Source organism: Paludibaculum fermentans (genome assembly GCF_015277775.1).
Classification (GTDB): domain Bacteria; phylum Acidobacteriota; class Terriglobia; order Bryobacterales; family Bryobacteraceae; genus Paludibaculum; species Paludibaculum fermentans.
Genome location: NZ_CP063849.1, coordinates 2,070,707 through 2,087,207, shown reverse-complemented (window position 1 = coordinate 2,087,207; position 16,501 = coordinate 2,070,707). Strand labels below are relative to the sequence as shown.

Sequence of the window (16,501 nt, the reverse complement as noted above, 5' to 3'; positions counted from 1 at the left end):
GCGAGCGGCCCGCCCAGGAACTACTCGATCGCAATCCGGCGCAGGAGTTTGAAATCGGTCAGCATGCGTCCTGTGCCGAGCACGACGCTGGCCAGCGGATCTTCCGCGATGGAAACGGGCAGTCCGGTCTCTTCGCGGATGCGGCGGTCAAGATTCTTCAGCATGGCGCCGCCGCCCGTGAGGACGATGCCGCGGTCGCTGATGTCGGCGCTGAGTTCGGGCGGAGTGCGTTCCAGGGCGACGCGGATGGCGTTCATGATGGTGGCCACGCATTCACCCAGGGCTTCGCGGATCTCCTCATCGTTGATGAGGATGGTGCGCGGGACGCCTTCAATCAGGTTGCGCCCTTTGATCTCCATGGTGAGCGGCTTGTCCAGAGGGAAGGCGCTGCCGACCTGAACCTTGACGGATTCCGCGGTGCGCTCGCCGACCAGCAAGTTGTACTTCTTCTTCAAGTACTGCATGATGGCGTCGTCCATCTCGTTGCCGGCCACGCGCACTGAGCGCGCGTACACAATACCCGAGAGGGAGATGACGGCCACGTCGGTGGTACCGCCGCCGATATCGACCACCATGTTGCCGGAAGGTTCCGTGATGGGCAGGCCCGCGCCGATGGCGGCGACCATGGCCTGTTCCACCAGGTGGACTTCACTGGCTTTGGCGCGATATGCGGAGTCGATGACCGCCCGCTTTTCCACCTGTGTGATTTCGCTGGGGACGCCGATGACGATGCGCGGGTGGACGAGCATCTTGCGGCCGTGGGCCTTCTGAATGAAGTAATTCAGCATCCGCTCAGTGACCTTGAAGTCGGCGATGACGCCGTCCTTCATGGGGCGGATGGCCACGATATTGCCGGGCGTGCGGCCCAGCATGTCCTTGGCTTCTTTACCTACCGCCTCGACCTCGCCGTTGGTTTTGTTGATGGCGACGATCGAAGGTTCGTTAACGACAATCCCCTTGCCCCGGGCAAAAACCAGAGTGTTGGCCGTCCCCAGGTCAATAGCAAGGTCCGAAGAAAAAAGGCTGAAAAGCGAGCGGATGTTCATGTCGTGGAATGATTTACTGGCGCCCTGTTGGGCGCACCACATCACGTGACGTGCGGGTACCTCTTGAGCGTAACATAGACCCGATAGTCGTTCGTTCGCGCGTAAGCGAGATCCTTGAGTTTTTCAAACACAAATTTAAGGGCTTCCCGGTGTTCATCCCGGTTGACCATGTTGTGCTTGCGCATGTATTCGACCACCTCGCGGGTGGTGCCTTCCACCTCGGGCATGGCCTTGTGGACGCGCTGCTCGTACTTCTCCTGGCCCACCCATTCGCCGGGCTTCAGGCCCAGGGCGATGTCGACCAGTTGGGCCACCTGCTGGACGCGCCGGCAACGGTCGCTTTCCGGCGGCGGCGGGCCGGCTTCCAATTGATTCGACGCCTCTTCCAGCGATTTCAGCCAGAACGTTTTGTGGTCGATGCCGCGCCGCTCCATCTCGGTCCGGATGAGGACGTGCTGGGTGATGTCGCCGGCGTGGATGCCGACACAGGCCCAGCGATTGTTGACAAAGATAGGCGTTGGATAGCCTTCCGCCTTGATCCAGGCATGGCCGAATTCGTGCGCCAGCAGCGCCTCCTCGTTGCCGGACCACTCCTTGCGGCGCGCTCCGTTCAGCATCACCAGGAAGGCGTTCCGGCCCTCCTCTTTGTGATGGATCATGACGGAATACATGCGGCTGAACTGGTCGAGGAAGCCCTCCTGTTTGAGATAGGAAGCGAACTGAGCCCGGTTCGGCGTAGCCCGGTCCAGGGTGTAGGTGTTGGCCGCGTCGTCGTGTTCCACCACGGCGACGTAGAGCTGCGTGCCGGACTTGGCTTCGATGTCGGCCCGCCACGAAAGTAAGGCGGCGGTGAGAACGATGGCAGAGGCTGTCACATCTTCTATTTTGTGCGATGATCAAGGGTTGTGGACGAGCGGTTATTCTACTCCGAATCCCAGGCGACCAAAGCGGCGCGTCTGAACTGTCCGTACTGCCGCGTCATGGATGACTATCCGTTGCGTTGGCTGGTGCGAACCAAGAAAGACCGGCTGCCGGGCGGCGCCGATGAGCGGGACCGGGCGAAGTTCGCCAAAGCGCAGAGCTATATGGTCTTGCTCGACGACAAGGCGCAGTGCAAGCAGCCTCGCTGCCGCCGCACTTTTGACATCTCCGGCATCAAGACGACCGCCTTCCTGTGATCTCCAGGCGTACCATCCTGGGTGGCGGCCTTGCAGGCACAGCGGCCCTGTTCACCGGCTGCAATACGCAGCCCGGCTCCGGCTATCGCGGATTCGCCTTTGTGGCGACGGCAGGGACCCCTGCCGTGGCGGCGGTCGACCTGATGGCCTTCGCCGTGAAGTCGAGGATCGAACTGCCGGCTCCCCCCTCCGCCCTGGTACGCCATCCGGATCCGGCGCAAGCCCTAATCTACGCCTTGGCGCCGAAGAGCCAGACCCTGGAAGAGATTGACACCAAGGCCAGGAAGCGAACCCGGGGCTTGAAACTGCCGGGCGTGCCCTTGGCGGCCCTGGCCCAGGGCGGCAAGCTGTGGTGCCTCATGCAGGATCCGGCGCAATTGACGCCGCTGGACTTGACGGCCTTCCGGGCAGGGAAGCCGATTGCGCTGCCGGCGCCTCCGGTTGCTTTCGATCTGTCCAAGCAGACGGGCCTGGGCGCGGTGACGCTGGAGGACGGCTCCCTCGTTCTGGTGGACCTTGCCGCCGGGCGCGCGCTGCCGCCGGTTGCGCTCGAACCAGGCTTGGGCGGAGTCCGTTTCCGCAGCGACGGCAAGCTCGTGATTGTGGCCGAGAGCGCGGCGCACCGGCTGACTTTCGTCGACACCGCAAACCGTGTGATTGTGACCCAGTTGCCGCTGGCGCTGAGTCCCGAGCACATGTGCATGACGCCCGACGGCGGGCAGTTGTTCCTGACCGGACCGGGCCGGGACGCCGTGGTGATCGCCTACGTCTACCGCACCGAGATCGCTCAAACTTCGTTGAGCGGACGCAGGCCGGGCAGTATGGCGATCTCCTCACAACCGGAAGCTCCTTCGGTGGCGAACTACCTGTTTGTGGCAAACCCCGAGGCGGGTTCGATCACGGTCTTCAACGTGGCCACGCAGAAGGTGGTGGCGGTGACGGGCGTGGGCATGGATCCGGGCACCATCGTAGTGACGCCCGACCAGCAGTACGCATTGGTGCTGAATCGGGCGTCTGGCGACCTGGCGGTCATTCGCATTGCGGCGATTGCTCCGGGGCGGGCGAAATCGGCTCCGCTCTTCACCATGATTCCGGTAGGGGAACGGCCTGTGGCGGCCGTGATTACCGAGGGGGTCGGTTGACCCCGGCCGAGTGCATTCGTACAATTTGAATGCGTACAGAGGCCTGCCATGCCCAGGACACCAGTGGAAGACAACAGCCGGATGTCCCTGCGGATTCGTCCGCGGGATAAGGTTACTTTGCTGCGCGCCGTGGCGCTGAAGCACACCGACCTGACGGAGTTCGTTCTGCAACATGCGTTGAAGGCGGCGAAGTCGGTGATTGCGGAAGCGGAACAGGTGGAGCTCTCGGAGCGAGACAGCCTACGCGTTTTGGACCTTCTGGAGAACCCGCCGGCGCCGAACGAGAGGCTGCTGGCGGCGGCCAAGGCGCTGCCGCGCCGGAAATGACGGTTCCGTCATGGCACGAAGAGCCAATCGGTAAGCGACACGATCGCGACAGTTTCCAGTGCGGCGAGCCTGCGCTGGACGAGTTTCTGCAACGCTACGCCCGGAAGAGCCATGAACTGAGCGGAGCCAAGACCTTTCTGGCGATTGACGATCGCGACAACAAGACCATCCTGGGGTTCTACTCGGTCAGTCCCGCATCGGTTCGCTATGCCCAGACACCGGAGGTGGTGCGCCGGGGATTGGCGCGCTACGACGTCCCGTGTTTCCGATTGGGCCGGCTGGCGGTGGACCGCCGATTCCAGAACATCGGTTTGGGGGGCCAGTTGCTATTGGCGGCGGGACGGCGTTGCGTTCTGGCGGCTGCGGAGGTCGGCGGGGTAGCGCTTCTCATTGACGCCAAAAACGAAGGAGTGGCCGCGTGGTACGCCCGTTACGGGGCGGTGCCGATGGCGGAGGCGCCGCTGGTGTTGTTGTTGCCGCTGGCGACCATAAAGGCCGCGCTGATTGGGGCGGGCCGGCTGGAGTGAGGGCGATTGCCCCGGGGCGGGCGAAATCGGCTCCGCTCTTCACCATGATCCCGGTAGGGGAACGGCCCGTGGCGGCCGTGATTACCGAAGCGAATTAACTCTCCCTAATGCTGCGGCGGGAGGACGATGCTCTCGCCGGCGCGCACTCCATAGGCTGGGCCAAGAGTGCGGTAGTCGACTCCGCTGCGGGCGTTCCAGTCCCATACGACCTTGCCGGCTCGAAGGGTGAGTTCGCACTGGAAGCGCTGCTTGCCGGGGAAGGTGCCCTTGTCGGAGTCCATGAAATTGAACTTTCCGTCGTTCAGGGCGAAGGCCGCGATGTTCGCTTCGGCTCCGACGGTCAGGTGACCCTCTTCCTCGTGATGGATGACCTGGGCCGGACGCCAGGTGGAGCGCAGGATCACCTCGTTCAGCGGCATCCCCATGGCCAGGAACTTGGACATCGTAGTGGGCATGTCCATCATGGCTCCGTTCATGCTGTCGGTGTGCAGGTCAGTGGAGATGGTGTCGGGATAGAAACCCAGGGCGGTTGCCGGAACCGCATTGCGCCAGGCGAAGCTGCCGCCGCCATGGCCGGTGTCGAAGATGACGCCGCGGGCGCGGGCCTGCTGGAAGTAGTCGAAGATCTTGCCGTTGGCGTCGATCCACGGGACGGTGGCCCGGAAGGCATGAGTGGAGATGTCGCCAGGGCGCAGCTTCCGGGTGACGAGCTGCCAGTAGGGGCGCTCGGGCTTGAAGTAGCCGAAGTCGACCATGATGGGTTTGTTCATCAGGCGGCCAGCTTCGAGGGCTTTGTCGACAGCGGTCCAGGCGGGCGATTCCCAGTGAGCCGTTTTGACGCCGACGACGACGTCGGGGAACTTCTTCGCGAGCCGGGCCAGCTCCTCGGGCTTCATGTCCTCGGGGTGCTGCTCGACGATGTTGGTCATCATGCCCAGGCCGGCGATGTTGATGAAGGCAAAGATCTTGGTCTTGGCGCGGTCGATGACGGTGAGTTTGAAGAACTCAAAGTTGCGCCAGCCGGAGCTGCCCGCGTCGGCCATGGCCGTGACTCCGGTGCGGAAGCTGAAGTCGTCGGGCCGGACGCTGTTGTCGCCGGCCCAGGCGTCGGCGATGCCGGTGGAGGTGAAGACGTGGGCATGGATGTCGACCAGGCCGGGCGTGACGATCAGCCCCGAAACGTCGAGCACCTTGGCGGCGTCAGAGGCCGGGAGGTTGGGGGCGACGGCGGCGATGCGGCCATCCTTGACGGCGACGTCCATGAGGGCATTGATGTTGTTTTTCGGGTCGATGACACGACCCCCTTTGAGAAGCATGTCGTACCTCGTTTGCGCCCACGCTGAGGCGGCGACCAACACTATCAACGCGAGTCTCATGGGGACCAATATAAGACGTGCCGGGGGTAGCCTGCTGGCTGGGGCGGATTAAGATAGTCCCGTGGCCTGGATCCTGCTGTTTCTGATGACGCTGCCGGCGGCGGCCGAGCCGCGGTTTCTGCTGAACCGGGCGGACGTGGCGCGCATCAAGGCGCAGGCCTCGGCCCAGCCGGTGGTGCAGCGGCTGATTCAAAGGGCGGAGAACTGGCCGGCGGCGCATGTCGAGAACTACGGGCTGAAGGAGTGGGCCCTGCCGGCGGAAGGCGCGGGGTGGTCGCACGCCTATGTCTGTCCGGTGCATGGTGCGCGCTTGAAGCAGACTCGGGGGCAGAATCTATGCCCGGTCGATGGGAAGGACTACCACGGCTGGCCGGTGGACAACGTGGTCTACATGCAGCGGAATGGCGACAATGCAGCCGCTGTGCGGGATCTGGGGCTGGCATATGTGCTTACCGGGCGGGCGGAGTTCGCGGCGAAGGCGCGGCGGATCGTGAACGCTTATACGGTTTTGTATCCGACGCTGCCGATTCATGACAACAACAACAAGTTGAATACGCAGTCCGGCGCGCGAGTGATGTCGCAGACGCTGTCCGAGGCGAGCTGGCTGGTGCCGCTCGTGTTCGGGTACGACCTCGTGCGGGACACGATGACGGCGGAAGAGCGAATTGGGTTCGAACGTTCAGTTTTGAAGAATGCGGCGGTGATTCTGACCGGGAACAACCGGGGCAAGAGCAACTGGCAGAGCTGGCACAACTGCGCGCTGCTGGCGATCGGGTTGACGGTGGGGGATCAGGATCTGGTGCGGGCGGCGCTGGACGGGCCGGGCGGCTTCAAGTTCCAGATGCGGGAGAGCATTACTCCGGACGGGCCGTGGTTCGAGGGCTCGTGGGGCTACCACTTCTTTTCGGTGGAGCCGCTGATGCTCAGCATCGAGATGGCGAAACGGGCCGGGCTGGCGTTGCCCGAGGCGGCGGCGTTCCGGAAGATGCTGGATGCTCCGCTGCGGGCGGTGTTCCCGGATGGCACCTTGCCGAACTTCAACGACTCCGGGCTGGTGAAGCTGGCGGCCTATGCCAAGCACTACAGCATCGGGTATCGAATGTTCGGCGACAGCCGGTATGTTCCGCTGGCGCGGCAGGCAAGTTCCGACCTGGAAACTGTACTTTGGGGTGCGGACGCGCTGCCGGAGGTTGCGCCGGTTGCGGCGGTGAGCGACCTGATGCCGGATGCGGGCTTGGCGACCTTGCGGGTGCGCGAGAACGATCATGTTATTGCCGTCAAGTTTGGCCCGCACGGCGGCGGTCACGGGCATTTCGACAAGCTGACGATCAACAGTTACTGGAATGGAGCCCAGCAGGCGGCCGATCCGGGGACACAGGCGTACGCGGCTCCGACGCATGCCACCTGGGACAAGATGACGATCGCGCACAACACGGTGTCGGTGGATGAGAAGCCGCAGGCGGCGGCGACCGGCAAGCTGTTGGAGTGGATTGCGTTGCCGTCGGCGGCTGCGATCCGGGTGTCGGCGGGTGATGCGTATCCAGGCGTGGAGTTGGAAAGGACGCTGGTGCATACGCCGTGGTACACACTGGATCTGTTCGACGTGAAGGCTGCTGACGGAAAGCAGCACCATTTCGACTGGATGTACCACAACTATGGGCAGATCTTCGGAGATTTGCGCTGGGATCAGGCGATTGGGCTGTCGCGACTGAACGGGTACCAGCATTTGAGCCATCCCGCCGCCAACCGCGGAGATGCAGACTGGTCGGAGATCATCCGGCAGCAGCAGCTTGGCACGGTCGTTCATATGATCGGGTCTCCAGAGAGCATCGTGATTGCCGGAACCGGGTTGGGACCGGACCTGCAGGTGCCGGTGCCGTTTCTGATGGCGCGAAGGCAGGCGGTGTCGACTCGGTTCTCGGCGCTTTATGAGCCGATGACCCAGGGTGGCTATGTCCTACAGTTTTCCAGCCCGGCGCCGAACGAGTTCCTGGTGAACGGGGCAGGGATGAACGACCGGATCCATGTGGAGCCCGGGCGGTTCTCCGTGCTGCATCAGGTCTTTGGGAAGCCGGTGCAGTTGTTTCTCTCCGGGATCGCGGAGACGGAGCTGCTGAAGCGGTCACAAACTACACCCATTCAAGTGGACTGGTCGGCGGACGGGGCGACGGTGGATCTATTCATGGAAGGGACGCTGGAAGGCGCGGTGCGGATTACGGCTCCGGCGGCGAAGCTGATCCGATTGAACGGTAAGAAGATCGAGTGCCGGGCGAACGGGCCTTACCGCTGGGCGTCCCTGCCGAATCTGGGGAACCTGGAGCCGTGCCAGTGATCAGGCCTTGGCGAGGTGCTTCTTCTTGCACTCTTCCGAGCAGTAGTAGAACGTCTCGCCGGAAGAGACGCGCTTGAGCGCGAGGGCTTCGCTGACGTAGGTGCCGCAGACGGGATCCTTGCGCAGGGTTCCGCCGGACGGGACGCGGGGCGGTTGGGGGTTGGCTCCGGCCGGCTGGCTTGTGTTTTTGAACGCGAACGAAGTGAAGGCGCGCGCCAGCAAGCCGAGGATGCTCCGGATGAGCGGCACCACGAACAGGAACGCGAGCAGCAGACCGAGAAAACGCATCATCTCACTCCTAAGATACGAGAAACGGAGGGGTGGGTTCTCTGTTTTGGTGCAAAGCGCCGAAATGGCCGGTTGCCGTTGAGGTTGAAACTGGATTAAATGAGCACCACCCCGAGGCGGTGGGTGCTCATCTCGTGTACCTTGGAATTGAGACCTCCAGGTATGCTAAGGCAGACATTTCTCTTCCTCTCCCGTCATCAGAAGCTGCGCCATTGGTTTGAAACTTCGAGCCGGGCGCAGCAGCTCACCAGCCGGTTTGTGGCTGGGGAGACTTTGGACGACGTGATGCGGGTGGTGAAGGAACTGCAGAACGCCGGGACGATGTCGACGCTGGATCACCTGGGCGAGAATGTGACCACGGTGGAAGAGGCCGAGACGTCGCGGCGGTTCTGCGACGAGGCTCTGGACGCCATCGCCGCCTCCGGGCTGCCGGCTACGATCTCCATTAAATTGACCCAGTTGGGCTTGGATCTGGGCGAGGACGTGTGCCGCCGGAATGTGGATGCGCTGGTGGTGAAGGCTCAGGCGATGGGGAGCCGGGTCGAGGTCGATATGGAGGCCAGCGAGTACGTCGACCGGACGCTGAACCTGGTGCAGCACTTCCAGCGCGAGTACGGCTGCATGCGCAGCGTGCTGCAGGCTTATCTGTTCCGGACGGACGAAGATGTCCGGCGGATGTGCGCGTTGGGCGTGCCGATCCGGTTGTGCAAGGGCGCCTACAAGGAACCGCCGGAGGTGGCGTATCCGAAGAAGTCGGATGTGGATGCGCGGTATCTGCAACTGGCGGTGATGCTGCTGGACGAGGGCGCCTATCCGGCGATGGCCACGCACGATCCGCGGATGATCGACGGGATTCTGGCGCATGCGGCGCGGTCGGGCCGGAAGCCGCACGAGTTCGAGTTCCAGATGCTGTACGGGGTGCGGCGGGACTTGCAGCAGATGCTGGTGAAGCAGGGATTCCGGCTGCGGCTCTACGTGCCCTACGGTGATTCCTGGTATCCCTACTTCATGCGGCGGCTGGCGGAACGGCCGGCCAACGCGTTCTTTGTGGCCCGGAATCTGCTGCGCTCCTGAATTTGCAAGTCTTTTCGGAACTACCGCCTACCTGCCAGCGTCTAACGGGTGAAGACAGGAGGCGCATGAAGTACTGGACTTACTTCGTCGCGAAGCTCGTTGCCGGGGCCGCTGTGCTGGATCTGCTGTGGCGGGGCGTCTCAGCGATCATGCCGCCGCCTGAGACTTTCATGCGTCAGCAGGTCAAGGCATTTCCCCAGGATCTGCGGTGGACCAGCGTGATGTTCCTGTTCTGGCTGATTGCCGCGAGTTTCGTCTACCTGATCGTCTGGGACCAGAAGGGGCGCTGCCGGACGTGCCTCAGGCGTTTGCGGATGCCGGTGGAATCCGGCAGTTGGAGCAAAGCCACTCTGTTTAATCCACCCAGGACGGAATCGATCTGCCCGTACGGCCATGGGACGCTGGAGCAGCCGGAGGTTCACACCTCGGGCAAACGGCCTCCGGAGTGGAAGGCTCATCGCGATATGTGGCAGGAACTGGAAGAACTGGACAGCCGCCGCAAGTAATTACGGCGTGCGACAATAGGGGCGAGATCCACTTTCCGTGCGTATACAGGTCCCCCGCAAAGCCCTCCTCGTCCGCTTCTTTCTACATCCTGTTGGAAAATCGCTGCTGGGCATCAGCGCCCTCGCCCTCATCGTTTTCGTCGGCGCTTTCAGCTACTACTGGGTGAAGTACTCGCGGTTGATCGACCAGAAGCTGAAAGAGGGGCCGTTCACTGAGACGGCGCAGCTGTTTGCCACGCCGGAACCGATCGCGGTGGGCGACAGCCTCTCCGCGGACGAGCTGGTGGGCGCGTTGAAGCGGCGCGGATACACTGAGTCGCGCAGCAACCGGCTGGGCTGGTATCACGTGCGGCAGGACGGCGTGGAGATCTTCCCCGGCGTCGATGCGTACATCAACAGCGAACCGGGCGTCGTTTTCCTGAGCGGCGGCACAGTGACGCGGATTATCTCCAACCGGGATAACACGGAGCGGCAGCGGTACTTCCTGGATCCGGAACTGATCACCAATCTGTTCGACCGCAAGCGGGAAAAGCGGCGGCTGGTGCGCTACGAGGACATTCCGCAGATCCTGGTGCACGCGGTGATCTCGATCGAGGACAAGCGGTTTTTCGAGCATTCCGGGTTCGATCCGCTGCGCATCATCCGGACGGCCTGGGTGGATGTGACGCAGAACCGGCGGTACGGTGCGTCGACCATCAGCATGCAGACGGCTCGCAATTTGTGGCTGACGCAGGACAAGACCGCCTCCAGAAAAGCGGCCGAGATCCTGATTACGCTGCAGATTGAGCAGAAGCTGACGAAGGAACAGATCTTCGAGTTCTACTCGAACCAGGTGGATCTGGGGCAGCACCGCAGTTTCGCCGTCCACGGGTTTGGCGAAGCGGCGCAGGTCTATTTTTCCAAGGACATCCGGGAACTGCGCCTGGAAGAGGCGGCGCTGCTGGCCGGGCTGATCCAGCGCCCGAACTACTTCAATCCTTACCGGCATCCTGAGCGGGCGATGCAGCGGCGGAACATCGTGCTCAAGCTGATGCGGGAGAACGGGTTCATCACCGATCTGCAGTTCATCGAGGCGTCCAAGGCTCCGGTGAAGGTCGTGGAGGGTGGGGCGGAATCGACGGATGCCCCGTACTTTGTGGACCTGGTGAACGACGACCTGCAGGAGAACTTCTCGGACATCGATTTCCAGACGAGTTCGTACAGGATCTATACAACGCTGGACATGAAGTTGCAGCGGGACGCGGTCGAAGCCGTGAACATCGGGATGGCCGAGGTGGACAGCCTGCTGTCGAAGCGGAAGAAGAAGTATCCGCAGGCGCAGGTGGCCATGCTGGTGCTGGATCCGCACACGGCGGAGATCAAGGCACTGATCGGCGGGCGGAACTACGGAGCCAGCCAGTTGAATCGGGTGTTGTCGAAGCGGCAGCCGGGATCGGCGTTCAAGCCCTTTGTCTACGCGAGCGTGCTGAGCACGACGCTGGAAGGGCAGAATGCGTCGGTCACGCCGGTGACCCAGGTGGTGGATGAGCCGACGACGTTCTTCTACGACGGGCAGGAGTATGAGCCCGGCAACTATCACGGAGCGTTCTATGGCCTGGTGAACATGCGCCAGGCACTGTCGAAGTCGATGAACATTCCGACGGTGAAGTTCGCCGAGATGGCCGGATATGGAAACGTGGCGAACCTGGCGCGCAGGGCAGGGATGGAGGGCGTCCGGGCGACGCCGGCGCTGGCCCTGGGCTCGTATGAAGTGACGCCGCTGGATATTGCCGGTGCGTATACGATCTTCTCGAACGGCGGCGTGTACACCAAGCAGAATCTGATCAAGGAAGTCCGCAGCTCCTCGGGCGGGCTGATCCACGAATACCGGCCGGTGCGTCGTGGGGTGTTGGATCCGCGTGTCGCCTACATGGTGGTGAACCTGATGGAAGAGGTGCTGCGGTCGGGCACGGGCGCGGGCGCACGGGCACGCGGCTTCGGGTTGCCGGCGGCCGGCAAGACAGGTACCTCGCATGATGCGTGGTTTGCCGGATTCACCTCGAAACTGCTTTGTATTGTGTGGGTTGGCTTCGACGACAACCAGGAACTGCCGCTGGAAGGCGCGCAGGCGGCGCTGCCCATCTGGACGGAGTTCATGAAGCGGGGGCACCGCTACCGGGAGTACCGGGGCGTCCAGCAGTTCGAAGCTCCGGATGGAATTGCGACGGTGGATATCGACCCGTTGAGCGGACAGTTGGCCACGGGCGCCTGCCCGAATCCGCGGCCCGAGGTCTTTATCGCCGGCACGCAACCCGTGGATTTGTGCCATTTGCACGGCGGCGGCGGCCGGACCCAGGTGGCCAGTTGGGACACTCCGGAGCCGGCGGCGGCCGCCCAGGCACCCGCTTCTTCCGGGTCGCACTCCTCATCCCGCCCGTCGAGGCCCAAAGCGGAAGAACCTGTTGCAGATGCAAAACCTGCCCAGCCGCAACCAAAGCCTGAAAAGAAGGGTATCGGCGGCTGGTTTCGGGCTATATTTAAGTAGTCCATTGAATCGAGGAGGGCCTTATGTGGTCCAACCGCCTGATCGGTTCCTTTGTATTCATCGCTTTGACGCTGCCGGCAGCCGCCACGGCCCAGGATATCCGTGCGGGCGTGCGCGACACCAAACCGGTGGTTCCCCCACAAGCTGCATCCCCTTTGACGCCGGAGGCGCGGGCTGACATCTTCATGGCGCGAAAGATGTACCGGGAGGCCGTCGAGACCTACCTGGAAACGAAGCCGCCGAATGCAGTTGTTTACAACAAAGTCGGGATTGCGTATCACCAGATGTCCGACCTGGACACGGCGCGCAAATACTACGAGCGTTCCCTGAAGCTGAACTCGAAGTATGCCGAGGCGATCAACAATCTCGGAACGATTCACTACGCGAAGAAGAACTATCGCCGCGCGGTTTCGACATACCAGCGGGCGCTGAAGATTTCGCCGGAGTCCGCCTCGATGTATTCGAACCTGGGCACGGCGTACTTTGCGCGCAAGGACTACAAGAGAGCGACCGAGAGCTACGAGAAGGCTATGTCGATCGACCCCGAGGTGTTTGAGAGCCGGGGTTCGCACGGCGTGCTGCTGCAGGAGCGCTCAGTGACGGAGCGGGCGAAGTTCCACTACTACCTGGCGAAGACGTATGCCAAGGCCGGGCGGACGGAACTGGCGCTGCTGTACATCCGGAAGTCCCTGGAAGAGGGCTTCAAGGAGCGCAAGAAGTACATGCAGGATTCTGAGTTTGAGACTCTGCGGAGTCTACCGGAGTTTGAGGACCTGATGAAGCTGGAGCCGCGTGTTCTCTAGACGCCTGTTGCTGTGGGCGGTGGTAGTGATTGGTCTGGGCGGTGGAGCCGGACTGTTCCTCTGGAAGCGGCTGAAGCCCGCCGCCGTGTCTGAGCCGGCAGCGGTACGGGTCGCGTTCCTGCCTTTTGAGAACCAGACAGGCGATGCCGCGCTCGATTGGCCGGAGCGGTTGATCCCGCTGGCCGCGAGCCGGCAGTTTGCGACCGTTCCAAACGTCAGCCCGATGCCCGCGAACAGTGCGAACGATGCGGTTTCGCTGGGCGCGACGCACTTGGTGTATGGGTATTTCACCCGCTCGGCCGCGGGGCCCGTGGTGCGTGCCTTCGTGGAAGATGCGCGAAGCCGTGAAGTGGTGGCGCAGAAGGACTTACCCGCAGGCCAGACGCGTTGGGTGGACCTGATTCCGGGCATCACGGCGGTGGTGGTCTCGCAGGTGGCGGCCGGCGCCAAGGCGGGTGTCCTGGATCTGCACAATGACGAGGCGGCGCGCAGCATGGCGGCGGCGATGAGCGCCACCAGCGCGCAGGATGCGGTGGCGGGTTATGAGAAGGCGGTGGCCTCGGACTCCTCCTGCGGCTGGTGCTGGGAGGGGCTGGTGGAGCGCCTGAGCAAGAACGGCGACGTCGACGGCGTTCTGAAGGCCGTCGCCGGCAGCCGGACGACGGGCAAAGGCATGAGCAGCCTGAGCCGGGCGCGCCTGGACTTGGCGCAGGCGGTGCTGACGCGCAGTCTCACTGAGCGGGCAGATGCGTTGGAGAGAATCGCCCAGGCGATGCCGGGCGACCAGGCTTCGTTGCTGCAGTTGTCGCAGGTGTACGTCGCGCTGCGGCAGTTCGAGAAGGCGGAATCGGCCGCGCACCGGGCTGTGCAGGCCGCGCCGCTGCGGCCGGAGCTCTGGAACAACCACGCCTACACCCTGGCTTACCTGGGCAAGTTCAAGGAAGCGCAGGCGGCGATCGAGCAGTATGGCCGGCTGGATACCGTGACGGCCAATCCCCAGGATTCCCTGGGCGAGATTGCGTTGATGAGCGGGCAGTTTGCCGAGGCGGCGAAGGCGTTCCAGGCTTCCTACGAGAAGGACAAGCAGTACAACAATGGCGCGGCGCTGGAGAAGTCGGCGTTGGCGCATTGGATGAACGGGGACAAGCAGGCGGCGAAGGCGACGTTGGAGCGGTTCTTCGACGACCGTGCGAAGCAGAACGACGCCTGGCTGGAGTTGAGCAAGGCGCGGTGGGAGTATCTGTTCGGGCAGACGGTGCAGGCGCGCAACCGGATGAAGGCTTTTGCGGCGCAGAAGGGGCATCCGGTGGCTCCGTTTGCGGCGGCGGTGCTGGCGTTGCACGCTTTGGCTGACGGAGATGCGGCCGGGGCGGAAGAGGCGGCTCGGACGGCCCGTGCGACAGCTTCGACGCCGGCCCAGCGGGTGTACGCGGCGGTGGCCACGCTGGCGTTGGATCCGGATTCGAAGCTGGTCCAGATTTCCGATGAGGGCCTCAAGACCGAAGCTCGTGCCTTGGGGTTGACCGCTCGAGGGGCCTGGAAGCCGGCGGCCGAGGCCTGGCAGGGCCTGCTGGCGAAGCAAACGGGCGGGACGGAGACTCCTTACCGTGAGTTGCTGGCGTTGTGCCTGGCGCAGAGCGGGCAGGCGGCACAGGCCGCGCCCCTGGTGAGCGGGCGCTGGCCGATCCTCACGCAGGAGCAGCAGTTGCTCTACGACTTCCTGATTTACCCGAATCTGTTCTACACGCGGGCGGAGGTTTCGCTGGCGGCCAAGAAGCAGGTGGAGGCACAGAGAGACTACGATCTGTTCCTGCAGTACGCGGGTGACCGGAATGACCGGTTTGGGCAGATTGCCCGGGCAAGGTCTGCGGCGCGGCTGTAGGGGGGGCTGGTACGGGGTTCCGTGTGCGGGATCGGGGGATCCCGCGCGGACCAGGGGGTCCGCCGTCCCAATTGTTGCGGCTTTTCGATCGCTGGCTGACTATTCCTCCATGGCTGGTTGACTGTTCCTCGATTGCTGGCTAACTGCTTCCGATGATGGCCGGGCGGGACAGGGCGGTTCGCGCCGCCTGACTCTCCTGCCGGATGGCCGGGCGGCGCGGGGTTTTGCTGCTAGTCGTGAGGTTCGAAGACCACGGTCACTCCGCCTTCCGTGACGTGATAGCCGGCGGCGCGGTCGCGCTCCGGGTCTTCGCCTACCGTGGCGCCTTCGGGTAGATGGACGCCGCTGTCGATGATGGCCTTGCGGATGCGGCAATAGCGGCCGATGTTGGCTCCGGGCAGCAGGATGGAGTGGTCGACGTCGGCGTAGCTGTTGACACGGACGCCGGGCGAGAGGATGCTGCGGTGGACGCGGCCGCCGCTGACGATGACTCCGGGCGACACGAACGAATCGGTGGCGACGCCCATGCGGCGCCCTTCCTGCGCAAACACGAACTTGGCCGGCGGCGCCTGGTGCATGCGCGTGCGGATGGGCCAACCGGTGTCGTAGAGATTCAACTCCGGCAGGACGCTGACGAGGTCCAGGTTGGATTCGTAGTAGGAGTCGATGGTGCCGACGTCGCGCCAGTAGCGGACGCGTTTGTTGTTGAGGTCGCGGAAGTCGTAGGCGATGACCCGGCGGCGGTGCAGCAGGTTGGGCAGGACATTGTGGCCGAAGTCGTGGGACGAATTCTCATCGGCGGCATCTTCCCGCAAGGCTTCGAGCAGGACATCGGTGTTGAAGATGTAGATGCCCATGGAGGCGCTCACCATGTTTTCGCCGAAGGGGGAGAGCACGGGATGGCCGTGCTGCGGTTTTTCCTCGAAGTCGTGGATCCGGTAGGAGACCGGGTCGATGTCGGCGATGCCGAAGCGGGTGGCGTCGGGGATGGGTACCTGGAGGGTTGCGATGGTGACCTCGGCGTCGTATCGCTGATGCCAACTGAGCATCTCGCGATAGTCCATTTTGTAGATCTGATCGGCCGAGAGCACGATGACCTGCGACGGCTTTTCGATCAGGATGCTCTCGAGGTTCTGATAGACGGCATCGGCAGTGCCCAGATACCAGTCGGCGTGGACGCGGCGCATGGGTGGGATGACTTCGATGAATTCACCCATCTCGCCGGAAAAGAGATCCCAGCCTTCCCGAAGGTGGCGTGTGAGCTCGAGTGATTTGTATTGAGTGAGGCAGAAGATGCGGCGAAGGCCGGAATTCACGCAGTTGGAGAGCGTGAAGTCGATGATGCGATAGATGCCGCCGAAGGGTACTGCCGGTTTGGCCTGGTCGCGGGTGAGGGGGTACAAACGCTCACCGGCGCCGCCAGCCAGTAGGATGGCTAGAACGTTCTTCATCTACATCCAGAATAGAGAGGTGTCCGGCGTGCTACAATCCCGCTT

General features: G+C 63.2%; 15 protein-coding genes. 10 read left to right on the top strand and 5 right to left on the bottom strand.

Annotated features, from left to right (window positions below):
- Positions 1-20 precede the first annotated feature (20 nt).
- A complete protein-coding gene (locus IRI77_RS08295) occupies positions 21-1,046 on the bottom strand; it encodes a rod shape-determining protein (protein ID WP_194451605.1) in 1,026 nt (341 codons plus the stop codon).
- A gap of 41 nt (positions 1,047-1,087) precedes the next feature.
- Positions 1,088-1,921 (bottom strand): hypothetical protein, encoded by an 834-nt coding sequence (locus tag IRI77_RS08290; protein ID WP_194451604.1) that lies wholly within the window; start codon positions 1,919-1,921, stop codon positions 1,088-1,090.
- Positions 1,922-1,951: 30 nt separating this feature from the next.
- Here IRI77_RS08290 and IRI77_RS08285 point away from each other — a divergent pair, with 30 nt between their 5' ends.
- Genes IRI77_RS08285 through IRI77_RS08270 form a run of 4 tightly spaced genes read left to right on the top strand, consistent with a single transcriptional unit; the run spans position 1,952 to position 4,220 of the window.
- Entirely contained in the window at positions 1,952-2,224 is a 273-nt protein-coding gene (locus tag IRI77_RS08285) for a hypothetical protein (RefSeq protein WP_194451603.1), read from the top strand.
- Complete coding sequence (locus IRI77_RS08280; protein ID WP_194451602.1) at positions 2,221-3,366, top strand: YncE family protein; 1,146 nt, start codon at positions 2,221-2,223, stop codon at positions 3,364-3,366. Before IRI77_RS08285 ends, IRI77_RS08280 begins: the two co-directional genes overlap by 4 nt.
- Before the next feature lie 48 nt (positions 3,367-3,414).
- Positions 3,415-3,693, top strand: coding sequence for a type II toxin-antitoxin system TacA family antitoxin (locus tag IRI77_RS08275; protein WP_194451601.1), 279 nt, complete (start codon positions 3,415-3,417; stop codon positions 3,691-3,693).
- Positions 3,690-4,220, top strand: coding sequence for a GNAT family N-acetyltransferase (locus tag IRI77_RS08270; protein WP_194451600.1), 531 nt, complete (start codon positions 3,690-3,692; stop codon positions 4,218-4,220). Before IRI77_RS08275 ends, IRI77_RS08270 begins: the two co-directional genes overlap by 4 nt.
- 104 nt (positions 4,221-4,324) lie before the next feature.
- On the opposite strand, the gene IRI77_RS08265 is transcribed toward IRI77_RS08270, so the two are convergent.
- On the bottom strand, positions 4,325-5,536 hold the full coding sequence (locus IRI77_RS08265) for an amidohydrolase/deacetylase family metallohydrolase (protein WP_228486642.1): 1,212 nt from the start codon (positions 5,534-5,536) through the stop codon (positions 4,325-4,327).
- Positions 5,537-5,657: 121 nt separating this feature from the next.
- Here IRI77_RS08265 and IRI77_RS08260 point away from each other — a divergent pair, with 121 nt between their 5' ends.
- Positions 5,658-7,928: a heparinase II/III domain-containing protein gene (locus IRI77_RS08260; RefSeq protein ID WP_194451598.1), complete on the top strand. Its 2,271-nt coding sequence runs from the start codon at positions 5,658-5,660 to the stop codon at positions 7,926-7,928.
- Here IRI77_RS08260 and IRI77_RS08255 read toward each other — a convergent pair whose 3' ends face one another.
- Positions 7,929-8,219, bottom strand: coding sequence for a hypothetical protein (locus tag IRI77_RS08255; RefSeq protein WP_194451597.1), 291 nt, complete (start codon positions 8,217-8,219; stop codon positions 7,929-7,931). It lies immediately after the preceding gene.
- Positions 8,220-8,378: 159 nt separating this feature from the next.
- On the opposite strand from IRI77_RS08255, the gene IRI77_RS08250 reads away from it, so the two are divergent.
- From IRI77_RS08250 to IRI77_RS08230, 5 genes are all read left to right on the top strand, one after another.
- Positions 8,379-9,290 (top strand): proline dehydrogenase family protein, encoded by a 912-nt coding sequence (locus IRI77_RS08250; protein ID WP_194451596.1) that lies wholly within the window; start codon positions 8,379-8,381, stop codon positions 9,288-9,290.
- 65 nt (positions 9,291-9,355) lie between these two features.
- Positions 9,356-9,796 (top strand): hypothetical protein, encoded by a 441-nt coding sequence (locus tag IRI77_RS08245; RefSeq protein WP_194451595.1) that lies wholly within the window; start codon positions 9,356-9,358, stop codon positions 9,794-9,796.
- A gap of 37 nt (positions 9,797-9,833) precedes the next feature.
- Positions 9,834-12,320 (top strand): transglycosylase domain-containing protein, encoded by a 2,487-nt coding sequence (locus IRI77_RS08240; RefSeq protein WP_194451594.1) that lies wholly within the window; start codon positions 9,834-9,836, stop codon positions 12,318-12,320.
- A gap of 23 nt (positions 12,321-12,343) precedes the next feature.
- Entirely contained in the window at positions 12,344-13,123 is a 780-nt protein-coding gene (locus tag IRI77_RS08235) for a tetratricopeptide repeat protein (RefSeq protein WP_194451593.1), read from the top strand.
- Entirely contained in the window at positions 13,113-15,005 is a 1,893-nt protein-coding gene (locus IRI77_RS08230) for a tetratricopeptide repeat protein (protein WP_194451592.1), read from the top strand. Before IRI77_RS08235 ends, IRI77_RS08230 begins: the two co-directional genes overlap by 11 nt.
- 230 nt (positions 15,006-15,235) lie before the next feature.
- Here IRI77_RS08230 and glgC read toward each other — a convergent pair whose 3' ends face one another.
- Positions 15,236-16,456: a glucose-1-phosphate adenylyltransferase gene (glgC, locus tag IRI77_RS08225; RefSeq protein ID WP_194451591.1), complete on the bottom strand. Its 1,221-nt coding sequence runs from the start codon at positions 16,454-16,456 to the stop codon at positions 15,236-15,238.
- Positions 16,457-16,501 lie beyond the last annotated feature (45 nt).

What these genes read in the sequence shown, in the direction of transcription:
- IRI77_RS08295 (WP_194451605.1), bottom strand. Translation starts at nt 1,046, where the DNA reads ATGAACATCCGCTCGCTTTTCAGCCTTTTTTCTTCGGACCTTGCTATT.
- IRI77_RS08275 (WP_194451601.1), top strand. Translation starts at nt 3,415, where the DNA reads ATGCCCAGGACACCAGTGGAAGACAACAGCCGGATGTCCCTGCGGATT.
- IRI77_RS08270 (WP_194451600.1), top strand. Translation starts at nt 3,690, where the DNA reads ATGACGGTTCCGTCATGGCACGAAGAGCCAATCGGTAAGCGACACGAT.
- IRI77_RS08265 (WP_228486642.1), bottom strand. Translation starts at nt 5,536, where the DNA reads ATGCTTCTCAAAGGGGGTCGTGTCATCGACCCGAAAAACAACATCAAT.
- IRI77_RS08255 (WP_194451597.1), bottom strand. Translation starts at nt 8,219, where the DNA reads ATGATGCGTTTTCTCGGTCTGCTGCTCGCGTTCCTGTTCGTGGTGCCG.
- IRI77_RS08250 (WP_194451596.1), top strand. Translation starts at nt 8,379, where the DNA reads ATGCTAAGGCAGACATTTCTCTTCCTCTCCCGTCATCAGAAGCTGCGC.
- IRI77_RS08245 (WP_194451595.1), top strand. Translation starts at nt 9,356, where the DNA reads ATGAAGTACTGGACTTACTTCGTCGCGAAGCTCGTTGCCGGGGCCGCT.
- IRI77_RS08235 (WP_194451593.1), top strand. Translation starts at nt 12,344, where the DNA reads ATGTGGTCCAACCGCCTGATCGGTTCCTTTGTATTCATCGCTTTGACG.
- glgC (WP_194451591.1), bottom strand. Translation starts at nt 16,456, where the DNA reads ATGAAGAACGTTCTAGCCATCCTACTGGCTGGCGGCGCCGGTGAGCGT.